Here is a 14,577-nt window from a genome sequence, read left to right on the forward strand (position 1 = left end):
ATTGTTTTATCTTTCTGTAAATTTATTTTTGAAATAAAGGTAATCAACCTTATGTTTTGTGGCCATTAGTTGTGATGCAAGTATTGCGGTGTAGATAGTTGTTAATAGTATGCCAAAAATATCCCAATTAATGAGTCCTTGTTATTCAAAATAACAACCTCCATTTCTAAAAGAATATATAGGAATTCATTTTAGATTTAAGGTTTTAGAATGACTTTTATGCAATTATCGGTCCTTGTGTCAAAAACTTCGTATCCATGCTTTGCCTGGTCTAATGGAAGAACATGTGTAATTACATCACCAATATCAACCTTTCCTTCAGTTATAAGATTGTAAAGAAAAGGCATATACGGAATAACTGGCATGCCCCGTTTTAATGTCAACATTTCTTTGGAAAATGTCTCCTAACGGGAAACCATTATAACGTCCCCCATAAACACCGGTAATTTGGATGGTCCCAGCTTTCCGTACAGCCTGTGACGCAATGACAAGCCCGCCCATTGCACCGCCATGAAGCTTCATTCCGGATGCAAGATATTCAAGAGGCGTCACCTTGCCGCTCATACCTGAACAATCAATAACTATATCTGCTCCACCTTGTGTTATCTCTCTTAAATATTCGCCAACGTTTTCATGAAGGTATCATGGAGGTTTGCTTTTTTATGAACTTTTATTGGTTCCCTTTATTAACCCATTCAGCAACAGTTACAGTACGTCTCGCCTGATGTTTAACCGCTGCTTCCACTTGATTCGGATCCTTCATTTTTCCATCTTCTCCAACAGTTACACTTGTCCCGTATGGATTTCCTCCTGCTCCAAACAAAACAGGATCGGTGTATCCTGGTGGTACGATAATTGCCCCCCAGTGCATCATAGATGTATAAAGAGCCAAAATTGTTGCTTCCTGACCTCCATGTGGATTTTGGGCAGATGTCATGGCGCTCACAACTTTATTAACGGTTTTTCCGCTAGCCCATAATCCTCCCTGTGTATCAAGAAACTGTTTCATTTGGGAAGGAACGTTACCAAACCTGGTAGGAACGCTGAAGATAATTGCATTAGCCCATTCAATATCCCCGGAAGTCACAACAGGTATATCCTTTGTTTCCTCGGTTGTACGCCTCCATACTTCGTTTCCTTGAACAACTGATTCAGGAGCCAATTCCTGAACCTTCAATACCTTTACCTCTGCACCTGCTTCTCTTGCCCCTTCTTCAGCCCATTTTGCGAGTTGAACATTCGTACCACCCATGCTGTAGAAAATGACTGCTAATTTAACATTTGCCAATGTTTTAACCTCCTTTTTTGGTGATTTCCCAAATAATCTTGAAAAGAAACCCAAATTAACACACCACCTTTAGTAGGCAGACAAAAACATTGTTCACAATTTCACTATAAATATGTATTTTAAACAAAAAAATGATATTTATACCGAATAAAACCAGCATAATTTTTACCAAAACCAGGTACAATACCAAGCCCCACTTGGGATATCTACATTCAAGTACCATTATAGGTTCATTAGAATTTTGAAATTGCGGTATTTGAGTCATCACAATGATGGAAACAGGAGCTGATGCCTTGCCCAAAAACGGCTGTGAAGAAGGTAAAAAAAGAGATAACTAATGAAGTTATCCCCTTTCCGATTTAAACATTTTGAAAATCCCCTCCAAGTCACATTCCTTTCCTCCATGCGTAACATGAAGGTTATTGTGAATGTCTATTTGAAGGGGATAATATTAAAATGCCGGTTTTTTAGTTCATTTATTTTGTTTGTGAATTTGCATTAACTAGTTGGATCAGTGCTTCGTTGATTGGTTTAACTGGACGACCAAGAACTTTCTCAAAATCATTGCTTTCAACTTCAAGTGAACCGTTCCGAATGCTTTCTTGAATTCCTACTACAATCGGAATCACAAAATCAGGTAAACCTAATCCTTTCATGATCTCAGCAAATTTTTCGTCACTAACTTGTTGTACGGGTATTTCTTTACCCAACGCTTTACCAAGAGCAGATGCCAATTCTTCTTGAGTTAAAAGAGGAGCCGAAAGTTCATACACTGTATTTTCATGACCGTTTCCAACAAGAACCTCTGCCGCTGCATCTGCGTAATCTTGTTGCAATGCCCAGCCTACTTTACCTTCTCCTGCAGAAGTTACCCATGGAGATCCTGCTATAGCACCTTGAATGCTTCCGATTTCGTTTTCTAAATACCAATTGTTTATGCAAGAAAGAATATGGGATACCTGTTTTAATGATGGCTGCTTCTGTAGCAACATGAGGAGGAGCAATTAAATTTTTGCTTTCTGTTGCATTTGCTAAACTTGTGTAAGCAATAAATTTTACCCCTGCTCGTTCAGCTGCATGGACAATATTAGTATGTAGATGAATTCTGGTTTCATTATCTCCATCCGCAGAAATGATTAATAAGCGGTCAATCCCTTTAAAAGCATTATCTAGTGTTTCTGGACGGTCAAAATCTCCTTGACGAACTTCCACTCCACGGGCACGAAGTCCTTCTGCCTTCTCTGGATTTCGAACACTTAATGCCAGCTCACTTGCAGGTAAAGAATTTAATTATGATTCTAGGAAACCAGACTGTTCCCAAGATTATTCCAAATAATTTTATTTTCGCCGATTACATTATTCCCAAAGTAACAAAATATGCTGAAATAACAAATGGTAAGAAAGAATATGGTTCTTAACCTGCACCTGCATCTTTATAAGCATCCCATATGGCAAAAAAGTATACACAAGGATAAAACATAATCCATTGATAGTCAGTATAGTCAATCGCTTTTTTAATTTCACCGTTAAAACTATATAAGATCACTTCATTAAAATGAGATTTAACATTAATAATGAATTCTAATGATATAAAAGTGATCCTTTTGAAGTATTTTCCATTCAGTAATTGACCAAACCCTGGAAAAGCGATGCACCAAAATAATCGTTCTTTTGCATCCACATTGTTTTAATCCTTAGCTAAGTTTTCGTGGTCGGTGGCAGTAGGAGGTTGTTCCATCCATCCATTTTCTATTAAAAGATTCATACCATCTTCTGCAATTAATGCAATTTCCATATTCATTCGTGCGTAATCAGCACTCAAGTCCCTTCTTTGACACATTGATAAAGCCTCTCCATAATAACCAAGTGCAGCAGATAGCAGTGTGGCTACATGGAAAAGCATAAGCTTATCAGAAAAGGGAGGTACTGTTGAATCTGTTACTTCTGACTCAAATATCCTTGGTTCATGGAGATTCTCCTCTTCTAACATTAAACCCAGTATATGAAAGTGTCTTTTACAAAGTTTTCGAGCACGTTCGAAAAACTCTCGTACTTCTTTAGATTGGCATACTTGGCTGAATCCTAACTCTAAAACCATTTTCACCATAGTTTTTTGCATATTAAGATGTGCGCCACTGATTTCGACTGCATTAATCGGTCTACGCTTTCCGAACCAACCTGTTAAATAGTTTTGTTTCCTAATAAAATCAATCTTTTGTTTATTATTTAATGTAGGCGGCTTACTAAGAATCCCCTTAGATAAGGCGACAGTAGTTACCCTATCATATAATTCCAATGTTTGAGAAGTACATTCCATTAAATATTTTCTGACATCCTCACGTATACTGACACTTGTAGCACCAGCATACCTCGTCAATCCGTGAATGGACATAATTTGCAAATAAATTACCTTAAAGGTATCAGTAAATAAACTAGGGGCGTTTACTGTTACATCTTCGTCTGTGAACCCTATTGGAATAGGATAGTTTTCTTGTGTTAAAAATTGTTTCGTTCTTTCTATATGGGATTCTGATAATTGTAAGGCAAATTGAAGTAAAGCACGAGTATCTTCATCTTTAGCATCATTTATTAAATAGCGAAGAACACAACGTGACATACTGTCATTAATATATTGCGACCAGATGATACCATATTCTGAAGCATTAATTTTATCTTGATGATTAACCTGTTCCATTTGTTTCAACCCTCCTAACTTTTACAGAAATAGGTTAACCATTAACGATAATTTTATTAGTTAAAACTTCGACAAGAAAAATTCTTTTTGCCACCGCCTTTACCTTTTTGCAACTTACCAAATGAAGGAACAGATGGCAGTAATCTAATAGTATTAATTTGTTTTGAAGGGAACAATAATCCTAGTGTTATTTAACACTAAAATTCAATGTGGAGGGATGTATTTTGAATACTTCATTTAAAATTTTATTGTCATCCCTGATTAGATTGTTGGTTAAAATATACTTCTTAATTGAAAAGTTTTACGCTAAGTTAAGTTTTTCATCAAGAATGCCAACTTTAGAATAGGGATTAAGTATTTCTGAATATTGTCTTACCACATTGTTAAAAAGCGAGCACACTGTGCTTGCTTTTTTCGTTACTTTAATATACAAATCAGGGCTGCCACTATGTCGTATGGGTCAATGGGATATTTCATTTGTAGTATAAAGATCTCTATTAAGTCTTATAAAACCCGAAGTTTCCCTCTTCTCAAATCAATAAGAATGGGAGAAAAAGTGGAAGAATGCGAAAACTCATGAATGTAGAAAACTTTTTACGGCAGCTATGAAGGCTGGTAAGTTATCATCATGCACAAAGTGCCCCGCATGATCAATTGTCACCAATTCGCAAGTGGGAATAAGTTCAGAAACTTCTTGCAATTTATGTTGTGGAATATGACTTGACCCACCGCCTATAATAAGAGTCGGCTTGATAATATCCTTTAGACGGGCCCACCATTGGGGATTGGGGTCATTAAGTTGCGTTAGAATCGAAGGCACTACCAGCCAATCAAATGGGAGGGAACCAGGAGGTTTAGAAGGAATCTCGATTGGCTTGTCAGGAAAAGGAGGTGGAGTGTCTTCAACAATCAACCTTTCTATCCTTGACGGAAATTTTTCTGAGAATAGATAGGATACTGTTCCTCCCATGGACTGACCGAGTAACGTAAATTGGTCTAAATTCATGGCATTCACAAAATGAAGCAAGTCATCGCACATAAGTTCAAAGGAGTAAGTGCCAACTCTTGTACTCCCACCGTGCCCTCGCTGATCCAAAGCTAAAACGCGGTAATTTTCTCCTAATGCAACTGCCACTTGATCCCATGTTTCTGCACTTTTTCCCAGTGCATGTAGTGCAACAATTGGCGCTGCAGAAGGGTGCCCGCTCTCTCGATATTGAAAGGTGAGTCCATTCAATTCAATTTGATTTACCCGTGTTTCCATCTCGCTCATCTCCTATGGCGGGATTCGTCATTTGAAACCCGATTAATTAAATTCCCAAACGAACACATTTTAGCGAATGTGTAAGCATTGCCTGCTTATCTTCTATCAAAATGGCTTGGAGACACCTTCTTAAGAAGCGCACCATCCATTTGAATAGATTGAATATTAACTCTGTTTTCATGTGAAAGAGGGGTTAACAAAATTCTTGAATAATCTGTTTTTTAATTTCTTCAATCGGAAAAATTTGTGGATAGGTAGATATCATCAACATAATACCTTGAAGCACGGATGAAAAATATAACGACCGTTGCCTTGGCTGCTGTACTCCCAGCCTTTCAAATATTTCACATTGTATCTCAAACATTCTAGCGTTTTCTTTAATAAGGAGTTTACTGTATTTAATCAACTCTTCGTCTGACTCTGGCTGAGTTTGCAGATGCAGATAGAATCGATGGACTTCTGGATTTTGATGGATATTATCAATCGCTCCTTCGATAATGTGTTTAAGTTGCTCACTGGGTCTCTTGAGAGCGGTTGCTCCTTCCATTACTTCAACCACTTCCCTGATTCTCGCCTCGACCATTTCAGACAGCAGCTCTTCTTTTCCTTTGTAATAATTGTATAGTAACCCTTTAGAAATGCCCGCTTGTTTTGCTACATCGTGAATAGAGGTAGCATAATATCCTTGTTTAATAAATAATTCCATAGCTGCAGTACGAATATTTTGTTTTGAAAGTTGGCGAATGCGATCATTCTCTTCGGGTGTTCGCGGCATTTTAACTTCAATCCTCCATAAAAACAGTGATTTCCTCTTATAAATATTCAGATTGTGTTAGTGTCACATTTGTTCAGCATTATCTATTTCTGTGAAACGAATTTTTGGAACTTCTCAAAAACAAGCTCCATCAGGATTATTCTGTACCATCACTGGAAGATACTCTTTACAATTAATCTCGTAATAAATCCAATTCACCCCTTCCATAATTTAACTTAATTTACAGTTTTATTTTATTATTGAATGAACGTTTAGTCAATGAAAAAAATTCTGTTTGCTTAAATTAGAAAAACCTTATGGCTCTTCACAAAAATAGTCCTATTGCGTCCGGTTTATTGATATATTGACGGTATTAGAAGGGATAAAAATCAAATTTGATATTTCGATACCATTTCCCCACTTTATCGCAAAAAAAACGATGCCTAATATGGCATCGCCTCTCTATTACCTATTTTTACACACAGTCAAATCTACATAATATGATGGTTCAATATTATTCATGCGGGTGTACAGCATCAATAGCGTTTGTGATGTGCCATATTGTGAAGTAATACAACTTCTGATTATGTTTATTAAGTAAAATAACTTAATAATCTATCAAAAGAATTGATTTCTGCATATGGTTTTATTTCGGTATCATTTTTGATCAAATAAGGATTGAACCATATGCCCTTAATATCTGCGTTTTGACAACCACCGATATCCTTTTCTATATCATCTCCAACGAATAATGCGTCTTCTGGTTGCACATTAAGATTATTTAATGCTAATTCAAATATTCTTTTGTCAGGTTTTCTAAATCCCACTTCTTCAGAAATAATTACTATATCAAAACAACTATTTAAATTTGTGTTAATTATTTTAGCCTTTTGTCTCTGAGTTGAGCCGTTTGTTATAATTGCAACTTTAACATGCCTCTTTATAGTATTTACGATATTTATAGTATATTGGTTTATAGAAAAACAATTAGGAAAATTATTATTCCAAAAATCTTGAATGTAATTGTGTGGCAATCTATATTTTGGTGGAAATTCATCAAAAAATGATTCCAAAACTTTTGTTTTATCACTATTGCCATAGTTTCTATTATCATACTTTTTGAATTTTTGTAACATTTCGTTTTGTGATGAATGATTAACATCCTCATAACACTTTTCTAAAATAATTAAAAACATTTTATCTACTGCCTTATCCCTATTAAGTAGGGTATCATCTAAATCAAATAGCATTGCTTTATAACCTCTCAAATAACTTCACTACCTTTACAAATTACTTATTTTTAATTTAACATAAAACCCCATAAAATCTTCGAAAAATTCACATAAATATACCATAAAACACAAAAACGCACAGTGAACTAAATACTGTGCGTTTTCGGTTGTGAATTTACTTAGATTTTGATTGATAATTAAGATGCAAATTCGTGTGCGAATTGAGTTTTTCTACTCCAAAACCAAACCCGCTACGCAGCACTCTGCATCTTTACTCTTGCACCTTTTAGTTTAATTGTAATTCTTATACACGCTGATTCGCCTTATTCCTTTTCGCATCTATAACAGCGTTTATCTTTGTCATTATTTCCGTACATACGTAGCTCCTTCTCCAGTCCACAAACATTGCAAAAGTCAAAGTGTATTTGCGGAAGTATACCTTCTTCGGCTAATGGAACCCACTCTTTTTCATATAAACTCTTTGTCATACCATAATCGGTATAAACAAGTTTACCATCATTGTTTAAACCAAAATTACTGCTATCTTTTAAATCAAAGCCGTCGAAGTTTTTATCTAATAGTACAAAAAACCGGCATGCGCCGGTTTTTTTTGCATCATTGACAATACTAACTCTTTTGAGCATTCATCGCTTCCCATTCTTCTTTGCTAGGACCATATACGCCCGGAACCTTCAAGTCAGCTTGTCTCATAAGGACCGTCAATTGTCCGCGGTGATGAGCCTGATGCTGTATTAGCAGACGGAAAACAGCTTGAAGTGGCATTTCCCTTCCAAATAAATTCACCATTTCATTCAATTTAACATCTGTAACCTGTTCAGAAAATGCTTCTGTTAACCGCTGACTTACTGTTTTATAAGTCTCGCTGATTTCAGCAGCTGATTTTGGTGATTCTTTTTGAAGATCAGGAGCCTCGAATTTTACTCCTACCTGTAAAGGAAAATAGTAAACTGCTCCCGTAATGTGCCAAGCGAGGCTTCCAATACAGTATAATCCTAGAGAAACTTCCTGATTCAAAGATACATCTGTCAGCGCGTCCAGCACTTTTTGAGTAACTGCTGCTTCTTGTTTCCATTCGTTTAAGAAATCATTTACTGATGTGAACATTTTTGGTCCTCCTTAAATTAGTAAAGCTTGTTTCAAATTCATTGTAACATGTTCCAGAAAAATGATTGCGTTTATCCCAAGGGCTCATTTATTGAAGCTCGGCGCCTAAAAAACCTGACGCAATTCAATCTCACCTTCCCCATGTCCTTGCGGGTCAGGCATCCTTATTGCCCACTCGATAGCTTCTTCCCTCGACTTCACATCAATCAGAATGAACCCAGCAATCAAGTCGTTCGATTCCGTAAATGGGCCCTCCGTAACCACCGGCTTTTCTCCAGGTTTCGGAAAGGAAATGCGCATCCCATTCGAACTTGGATGAAGCCCTTTAGCCATAACCCGCACGCCTGCATTAACTAATTCCTCATTGTACTTCGTCATGGCTTCCATGAGCTCTGTGCTCGGGAGATTTCCGGCTTCCGAATTCTTCGAGGCCTTGACAATCAGCATAAACAGCATAAAAATTTCCTCCTTCTATTTTAGGGGCAATCTCCTAAGTAAATTCACGCCACATACATCTAGGTAGATATTTAACAACTATCATTTTCTTATATTCTATCTTTCACTTAAAAAACCAAACCGCTTAGAGGTGACATTTTGCATTGAAATACCAGCCATATAAATATCAAACTTAATGTATTTAAATCATATTTCCTCTTCACAAATTGCCTTATCTTCAATAATTCTATTTGTTTATTTAAAATCCTTCTTTCGTTAAACTCAGCGGTTTGTTAAAGAAGTAATACAACAAAAAAGGGAGTTAATCCTTCCTAGATCAACACCCTAGTAACTTTAATAAGATAATTCCTTAAAAATATTTTTTTATGGCCGTATAATTCTTCGATATATAATCGTTTATTTAGTATATTGACAGTAGGAGGAATTTGGATGAAACCAATTGATAACATTACTTTGGATATCGTGAATGAAACGAGAAAGGTAAGAGATGAATTCTTCAGAACAATTTCTGATTATTCATCAGATTTATGGAATTATTGTAAATTTATCACTGGCTCCCCTTGGGATGGTGAAGATCTATATCAGGAAACAATAATAAAATCGTTTGGCTTTCTCCCCCAAAGATGGATTGAAATAACTGACAAAAAATATTACTTGTTTAAGGTTGCAACCAATACTTGGATTGACCAATGCAGAAAGCTAAAACGGGAAACAGGAATTTTAGATGAACCATCTGAAACGATAGAAGATTTCTCGAATCCTCTTTTTTTGGAAGAAATTTTAATATATTTAGATTCTCATTTAACACCAAAACAAGTTGCCGCTTTTCTTTTATTGGATATTTTCAAATTTAATGCCGAGGAAGCAGCCGGAATTCTACAAAGCACTCCTGGAGGGGTTTATTCTGCTGTACAACGTGCGAGAAGAAACATTGCTTCCATTGATTTTACTCAATCAAAATCTGAGTTGTTGTCTAACCATAAAACCAATGTGACCATTCAATCATATTTAAAAGCATTTAATAATGGAGATTTGGATGGCATGTTAAAACTATTTAGTGATCAAGCACAAAATGAAGCCTATTTTGGTTTCCAAGAATTTTCTAAGTATGAGATGATTAAAGGCTCTCTTAGATTTGGCCTACCTGGACATACAGCTAAAGAATTTATTCTATGGAATAAACCAGTTATTATTGTAATTTCTAATGGGGACCAGGGACCTGAAATCCACGATATACAGTTACAAGAGGTTGAAAATGGAAAAATAGTAAGTCATAAAAGTTACTTCTTTAGAAAAGAATTTATTTTGGCTGCTGCAAAAGAGCTTGCAATAAAAGCGCAGTTAGAAAAACCACCGGTTAATTGGACTTAAGCTTTAAGGGATGACATCTGTTATCCCTATTTTGTTTTTTTTAATATCAAAACTAAATTTGCGATTACTGTTGCTTCAAACAATTTTTCAGATGGTTTTTTAACAAAAATACAGGATGGAAATGCCATCCTGCATGAAGAAGCTGATTCTTCAGCACCTCGCTGTATCATTTTTTTATTGCCTCCATATTTTCAGTCCCCCAATATATTCCCCCAATTTTTCTATCATCATAATAAACTCGCTCTGACCAGAAGTAATTGTATGAAATAATCATAGAATAGATTTTTTAAAAGTATATTCTTACTAAGTACAAGGTTCTTCTTATTTACTCATCAAAGAAATGGTTTCATAGGCAACCTTTAATATTAAATAAAGGAAATGAAAGTTTTAAATAGAACTTATTAAGATACTAATGAGAAAAAGGAGTAAATAATAAGTGATTAATCAAATAATCCCTGCGTTAATTTCTTTTGTCGCTGTTTCCATTTTATCTCCACTATTAATTGCTGGTTTAAGACAACTTAGGCTCCTTCAACCGATAAGAAAAGAACTTCCTTCAGGTCATCAGTTAAAAAAAGGCACCCCTTTAATGTTTGGAATGATTCTTTTTGTTGGAATTATCGTATCCATTCTTTTTTCTCCTACTCCATTCATGTATTTCTTGTGTATTACCTACATTCTTTTTAGTTTTGTTGGGTTTTTGGACGATTTTTGGAAAGCTTCTCGTCAAGATCCAGGAGGGGTATCGAGTAGGACCAAACTGATTTTTCAATTTACTTTTACTGGTATTTTGCTTTATTACGTGATAAACGCACTGGGCGTAGACACCAGCATCCATATTTATAAAAATATTTCCTTGGAGCTTCCAATGGCATTATTTGTTTTTGTCATCTCATTCTTTGTCGTAGGTTCTGCAAATGCCATTAACTTCACAGATGGATTAGACGGTCTTTTAGGAGTTGTTGCGATCCCTACCTACTTTTTCTTTTTTATGATTTCAGACAGACCAGAGGTGCAGCTTTTTTGCTTAATTATGATTGGATGTTTACTCGGCTTTCTCATTTATAATATATTTCCTGCGAAAGCTTTTATGGGGGATACGGGATCATTAGCCATAGGGGGCTCGCTATCATTTCTAGCTGTTCTTGAGAAAGTTGAAATTTTAATTCCCATTTTGTTCATTATATATTTCGCTGAAATACTTTCAGTAATTTTACAAGTTTCGTCATTTAAACTAACTCGTAAGCGTGTTTTCAGAATGACGCCGATTCATTATCACTTCGGCTTAAAATATGGATGGTCCGAAACAACAATAGTCACGTATTTTGGATTTATTTCTTGGTTTTGTGTTTTTATCTGTTTAGCTTATTGGAGATTTCTTCTACATCCATAAATAAAGGGATCATCCCTCCAATGAATAGTAAAGGTAACCAGGCAATGCACAATACAGAAAAAACATACCAAGGCCAAAATCTGCAACCGCATAAAGTGGTGCACTAATCAATATCCCAATCATCAAATAAATGAAGGTGATTTCCATTTTGCCATTGAACTCCTTTTTAATATTATAAAATGGTGCACTTGTCGGGGTACTAAATTTTTGGCAATAATATTAAAAAAATTTTTGTTAAAACGATCTTCGACTTGAAGATCGTTTTAACTTGGAAATCGACATAAATAGCAACTAGATTAACTTCTTTGATCTTCAACTGAATAACCCGATTGTTGAAGAACATCTCCCTGTCATTTGAATTTTCGAGTTTGCGAATTTTTACACTTAAACGATCCTCCGCATTAGTTTTAATAAAAAATTCAATAATAAGATTCATAAAACTTCTAAAATCATATATGCAAACATAAAAGGACCAAATCGCTAACACCTATGACTTGTCCAGCCGTCCAATTAGAATGTTTTCCCCATAACATGCTTATAAATCTAACACAATTGGAGCAACAATATACCAGCCCCATTTCAATCTTCGGCATGCATCTTTTTCTTTCTAAATTTGGATTAATGCTAAATAAGAGGAATGAGAGATAGTATGGTCAATAGAGGTGATAGAATGCTTAATATACGAAATGCTGTTATAACTGACCACGAATTTTTGGTCGAATTGACTTAAAAAACGATGGGTATACGGTTTCAGATGAAGTTGAAATGACAGAACAAGAAAAAAAGGAACATAGTGAGAAAATAGAACGGTTTCTAACTGACCAAGATAAAGGTGCATTTATTATTGAAGATTCCGCTTCTAACAAAGCGATTGCAATGATAATGTATTCCATAGCAAATAGGAATTCCGTGTATCCTTGGAAAACAATTTTCAACGAGTTAAACCCAAGACTATTTCAAAGTGATGGTCGATTCACTGAAATATTTCAATTATGGGTTCATCCGAACTTTCGCAGATTAGGTTTAGCGACTAAGCTAAAGCTAAAGTTGGAAGAAGAGGCTCAGTATCATAAGGTTGATTTAATTTATACACATACAGAAGAAACAAATAACCACGTCATCGAACTTAATAAAAAAATTGGGTATCAAGTAATTCGACGTGGTCCAATTTGGGATGATGTAATTCGAATAAGTCTGATTAAGAAACTAAACTAACAAATGCATAATCAACCGCCGCTTTTGAGTAGGCGTTTTTCTTTTGGTCATAAAACAACAATAAAAGAAAACAAAGCCAAAAATAAACGGACCAAATCGCTAACCTAACAATTTGGTCCACAAACGCAATAATATTCATAAAAACACCTAAACCCATTAGCCCTCAACAACTTTTGTGTTGGGCTTAGCCCATGATATTATATCCTGAATCTACATAGATAATTTCACCAGTAACTCCTCGGGAAAGTTGACTAAGCATTGCCAAAGTCATATCCCCCACCTCTTCTTGTGTTACATTTCTTTTTAAAGGTGCGGTTTCTTCAATTTTATGAAGGATTTCATTGAAAGAACCTACTCCTTTAGCTGCAAGTGTGCGAATCGCTCCAGCAGAAATCGCGTTAATACGGATATTCTCTTTTCCTAAATCGATTGCGAGGTATTTTACTGCTGATTCAAGAGCTGCTTTTGCAACTCCCATCACATTATAGCCACTGACTGCCCTTTCAGCTCCAAGGTAACTCATCGTCACGATTGAGCCGCCTTCTGTCATAAAAGGTTTTGCTTCTCTTGCAACCGCTATTAATGAGTACGAGCTGGTATCTTGGGCAAAAGCATACCCAGACCTTGAGGTATTAATAAACTCCCTTTTTAAATCTTCCGCATTTGCAAATGCAACGGAGTGTACAATTCCGTGGATTGTTCCTACCTTCTCCCCAATTTCCTGGAAAGCACCTTTAATACTTTCATCATCGTTTACATCGCATTGCACGATTAGTTGAGCAGTATGATTATTATCCGTTAATAACTTATTTATTTTTCCAAGTGAACGTTCTAAACGATAGGTAAAAATAAGATTGGCACCAGCTTGATATAGCGACCGAGCTACACCCCAAGCAATACTGCGCTCATTTGCAACCCCCATGATGACAATGTTTTTACCTTTTAATTTAAGCAAATCTTCCATGTGGTCCTCCTAAGTTGACTGATAGACAATAAAATTATATCTAGTTTTAATACCAGGTACTATTATATCAAAACGGCGTGTTAGTTCAATAAACCAACTTCAAAAAGATGTATAAATAAAAAGGAAAATAAAAAAGCACTCGAATCTAAGCGCTATTTTTATATTTAGTAGAATTCGCTTCCACTTAATTTCGAAATGGCCTTGCAGAATTTTGACCACTTTGGTGGAAAGTGGACATGGCCAGTTTTGATTTCACAATAGGTATCATATTCAATCCGTACACTCCAATGCGTGCCATCCAAAACACCAATCTGATAATATTCTTCTGCCCAATTCACAAAATCACATTTATACAATTCCGATCTGAACCAATCGAGTTCTTCATTTGTGAGCGGCTTCCAAGGTTCATTGTCGTTTGAATCTTCAGGAATGAAGGCAGAGTGCTGCTGTTCAATATACATTTTTGTAAAATCAATTTTCACTTGAAAATATGGCCCGGGAAACCTCCTACATCTGCATAAATAACATTTATTCGTTCATATAGTTTCTTGCCTCTGTATTTTTTCCAGGTTTTTGAACAATCCAAACAATAATACTTCGCATTTCCTACAGTCTTTTCGTGAAAATATTCAAACACATCTTCAGATAATTGGATAGCAGGCTCATTAGGTATCCCTGGAAGGATGTCATAAGTATTATTTCCTTTACATCTAGGACAAATAGGTGAAACTCTTCTCAAACCGTACACCAGTTACCTCCACTTATTCTCATATTTATAAATAATTATATTAGAAATAGTTTTTGCATTTACAAGTAATGA

Annotated in this window: 14 protein-coding genes and 3 pseudogenes; 3 read left to right on the top strand and 14 right to left on the bottom strand. The window is 35.6% G+C overall.

Translation table 11 applies throughout. The annotated features are described in order from the left end of the window. Nucleotides 1–197: 197 nt before the first annotated feature. The 11 genes and pseudogenes from RCG23_RS25055 to RCG23_RS25105 form a co-directional block, all read right to left on the bottom strand. Nucleotides 198–633 (bottom strand): annotated as a pseudogene (locus tag RCG23_RS25055) (glutathione-dependent formaldehyde dehydrogenase); the annotation flags it as partial. A gap of 37 nt (nt 634–670) precedes the next feature. Then, nucleotides 671–1,288, bottom strand: a complete 618-nt coding sequence (gene wrbA / locus RCG23_RS25060) for an NAD(P)H:quinone oxidoreductase type IV (protein ID WP_308177907.1) — start codon at nt 1,286–1,288, stop codon at nt 671–673. Nucleotides 1,289–1,764: 476 nt separating this feature from the next. Further along, nucleotides 1,765–2,578, bottom strand: a pseudogene (locus RCG23_RS25065) (SDR family oxidoreductase); the annotation flags it as partial. Beyond that, nucleotides 2,556–2,969, bottom strand: a pseudogene (locus RCG23_RS25070) (hypothetical protein). The pseudogenes RCG23_RS25065 and RCG23_RS25070, both read right to left, overlap by 23 nt. Nucleotides 2,970–2,975: 6 nt before the next feature. Next, complete coding sequence (locus RCG23_RS25075) at nt 2,976–3,983, bottom strand: DUF3231 family protein (protein WP_308177908.1); 1,008 nt, start codon at nt 3,981–3,983, stop codon at nt 2,976–2,978. A gap of 574 nt (nt 3,984–4,557) precedes the next feature. Further along, nucleotides 4,558–5,247 carry an alpha/beta fold hydrolase gene (locus RCG23_RS25080; RefSeq protein WP_308177909.1) on the bottom strand — a complete coding sequence of 230 codons (690 nt, stop codon included), beginning with the start codon at nt 5,245–5,247 and terminating at the stop codon, nt 4,558–4,560. A gap of 193 nt (nt 5,248–5,440) precedes the next feature. Further along, nucleotides 5,441–6,022 carry a TetR/AcrR family transcriptional regulator gene (locus RCG23_RS25085; RefSeq protein ID WP_308177910.1) on the bottom strand — a complete coding sequence of 194 codons (582 nt, stop codon included), beginning with the start codon at nt 6,020–6,022 and terminating at the stop codon, nt 5,441–5,443. Nucleotides 6,023–6,594: 572 nt separating this feature from the next. Continuing rightward, nucleotides 6,595–7,251: an HAD family hydrolase gene (locus tag RCG23_RS25090; protein ID WP_308180178.1), complete on the bottom strand. Its 657-nt coding sequence runs from the start codon at nt 7,249–7,251 to the stop codon at nt 6,595–6,597. Nucleotides 7,252–7,556: 305 nt separating this feature from the next. Continuing rightward, a complete protein-coding gene (locus RCG23_RS25095) occupies nt 7,557–7,877 on the bottom strand; it encodes a hypothetical protein (RefSeq protein WP_308177911.1) in 321 nt (106 codons plus the stop codon). After that, nucleotides 7,861–8,358, bottom strand: a complete 498-nt coding sequence (locus RCG23_RS25100; protein ID WP_308177912.1) for a DinB family protein — start codon at nt 8,356–8,358, stop codon at nt 7,861–7,863. Before RCG23_RS25100 ends, RCG23_RS25095 begins: the two co-directional genes overlap by 17 nt. A 105-nt stretch (nt 8,359–8,463) precedes the next feature. Beyond that, nucleotides 8,464–8,814 carry a YciI family protein gene (locus RCG23_RS25105; protein WP_308177913.1) on the bottom strand — a complete coding sequence of 117 codons (351 nt, stop codon included), beginning with the start codon at nt 8,812–8,814 and terminating at the stop codon, nt 8,464–8,466. A 429-nt stretch (nt 8,815–9,243) separates the two neighbouring features. On the opposite strand from RCG23_RS25105, the gene RCG23_RS25110 reads away from it, so the two are divergent. Next, nucleotides 9,244–10,185 carry an RNA polymerase sigma factor gene (locus RCG23_RS25110; RefSeq protein ID WP_308177914.1) on the top strand — a complete coding sequence of 314 codons (942 nt, stop codon included), beginning with the start codon at nt 9,244–9,246 and terminating at the stop codon, nt 10,183–10,185. Between the two features lie 436 nt (nt 10,186–10,621). After that, entirely contained in the window at nt 10,622–11,578 is a 957-nt protein-coding gene (gene mraY / locus RCG23_RS25115) for a phospho-N-acetylmuramoyl-pentapeptide-transferase (RefSeq protein WP_308177915.1), read from the top strand. A gap of 9 nt (nt 11,579–11,587) precedes the next feature. Here mraY and RCG23_RS25120 read toward each other — a convergent pair whose 3' ends face one another. After that, complete coding sequence (locus RCG23_RS25120; RefSeq protein WP_308177916.1) at nt 11,588–11,725, bottom strand: hypothetical protein; 138 nt, start codon at nt 11,723–11,725, stop codon at nt 11,588–11,590. 618 nt (nt 11,726–12,343) lie between these two features. On the opposite strand from RCG23_RS25120, the gene RCG23_RS25125 reads away from it, so the two are divergent. Further along, nucleotides 12,344–12,793, top strand: coding sequence for a GNAT family N-acetyltransferase (locus RCG23_RS25125; RefSeq protein WP_308177917.1), 450 nt, complete (start codon nt 12,344–12,346; stop codon nt 12,791–12,793). Nucleotides 12,794–12,977: 184 nt separating this feature from the next. On the opposite strand, the gene fabI is transcribed toward RCG23_RS25125, so the two are convergent. After that, nucleotides 12,978–13,757: an enoyl-ACP reductase FabI gene (fabI, locus tag RCG23_RS25130; RefSeq protein ID WP_308177918.1), complete on the bottom strand. Its 780-nt coding sequence runs from the start codon at nt 13,755–13,757 to the stop codon at nt 12,978–12,980. A 164-nt stretch (nt 13,758–13,921) separates the two neighbouring features. Then, nucleotides 13,922–14,239, bottom strand: coding sequence for a hypothetical protein (locus RCG23_RS25135; protein ID WP_308177919.1), 318 nt, complete (start codon nt 14,237–14,239; stop codon nt 13,922–13,924). Nucleotides 14,240–14,577 lie beyond the last annotated feature (338 nt).

This window comes from Neobacillus sp. PS3-34 (assembly GCF_030915465.1).
Taxonomy (GTDB): domain Bacteria; phylum Bacillota; class Bacilli; order Bacillales; family Cytobacillaceae; genus Neobacillus_A.

Bases quoted from the DNA above. Each gene is read 5' to 3' on its own strand.
- RCG23_RS25075 (WP_308177908.1), bottom strand. From the start codon at position 3,983: ATGGAACAGGTTAATCATCAAGATAAAATTAATGCTTCAGAATATGGT.
- RCG23_RS25080 (WP_308177909.1), bottom strand. From the start codon at position 5,247: ATGGAAACACGGGTAAATCAAATTGAATTGAATGGACTCACCTTTCAA.
- RCG23_RS25085 (WP_308177910.1), bottom strand. From the start codon at position 6,022: ATGCCGCGAACACCCGAAGAGAATGATCGCATTCGCCAACTTTCAAAA.
- RCG23_RS25090 (WP_308180178.1), bottom strand. From the start codon at position 7,251: ATGCTATTTGATTTAGATGATACCCTACTTAATAGGGATAAGGCAGTA.
- RCG23_RS25095 (WP_308177911.1), bottom strand. From the start codon at position 7,877: ATGCTCAAAAGAGTTAGTATTGTCAATGATGCAAAAAAAACCGGCGCA.
- RCG23_RS25100 (WP_308177912.1), bottom strand. From the start codon at position 8,358: ATGTTCACATCAGTAAATGATTTCTTAAACGAATGGAAACAAGAAGCA.
- RCG23_RS25105 (WP_308177913.1), bottom strand. From the start codon at position 8,814: ATGCTGTTTATGCTGATTGTCAAGGCCTCGAAGAATTCGGAAGCCGGA.
- RCG23_RS25110 (WP_308177914.1), top strand. From the start codon at position 9,244: ATGAAACCAATTGATAACATTACTTTGGATATCGTGAATGAAACGAGA.
- RCG23_RS25120 (WP_308177916.1), bottom strand. From the start codon at position 11,725: ATGGAAATCACCTTCATTTATTTGATGATTGGGATATTGATTAGTGCA.
- RCG23_RS25125 (WP_308177917.1), top strand. From the start codon at position 12,344: ATGACAGAACAAGAAAAAAAGGAACATAGTGAGAAAATAGAACGGTTT.
- fabI (WP_308177918.1), bottom strand. From the start codon at position 13,757: ATGGAAGATTTGCTTAAATTAAAAGGTAAAAACATTGTCATCATGGGG.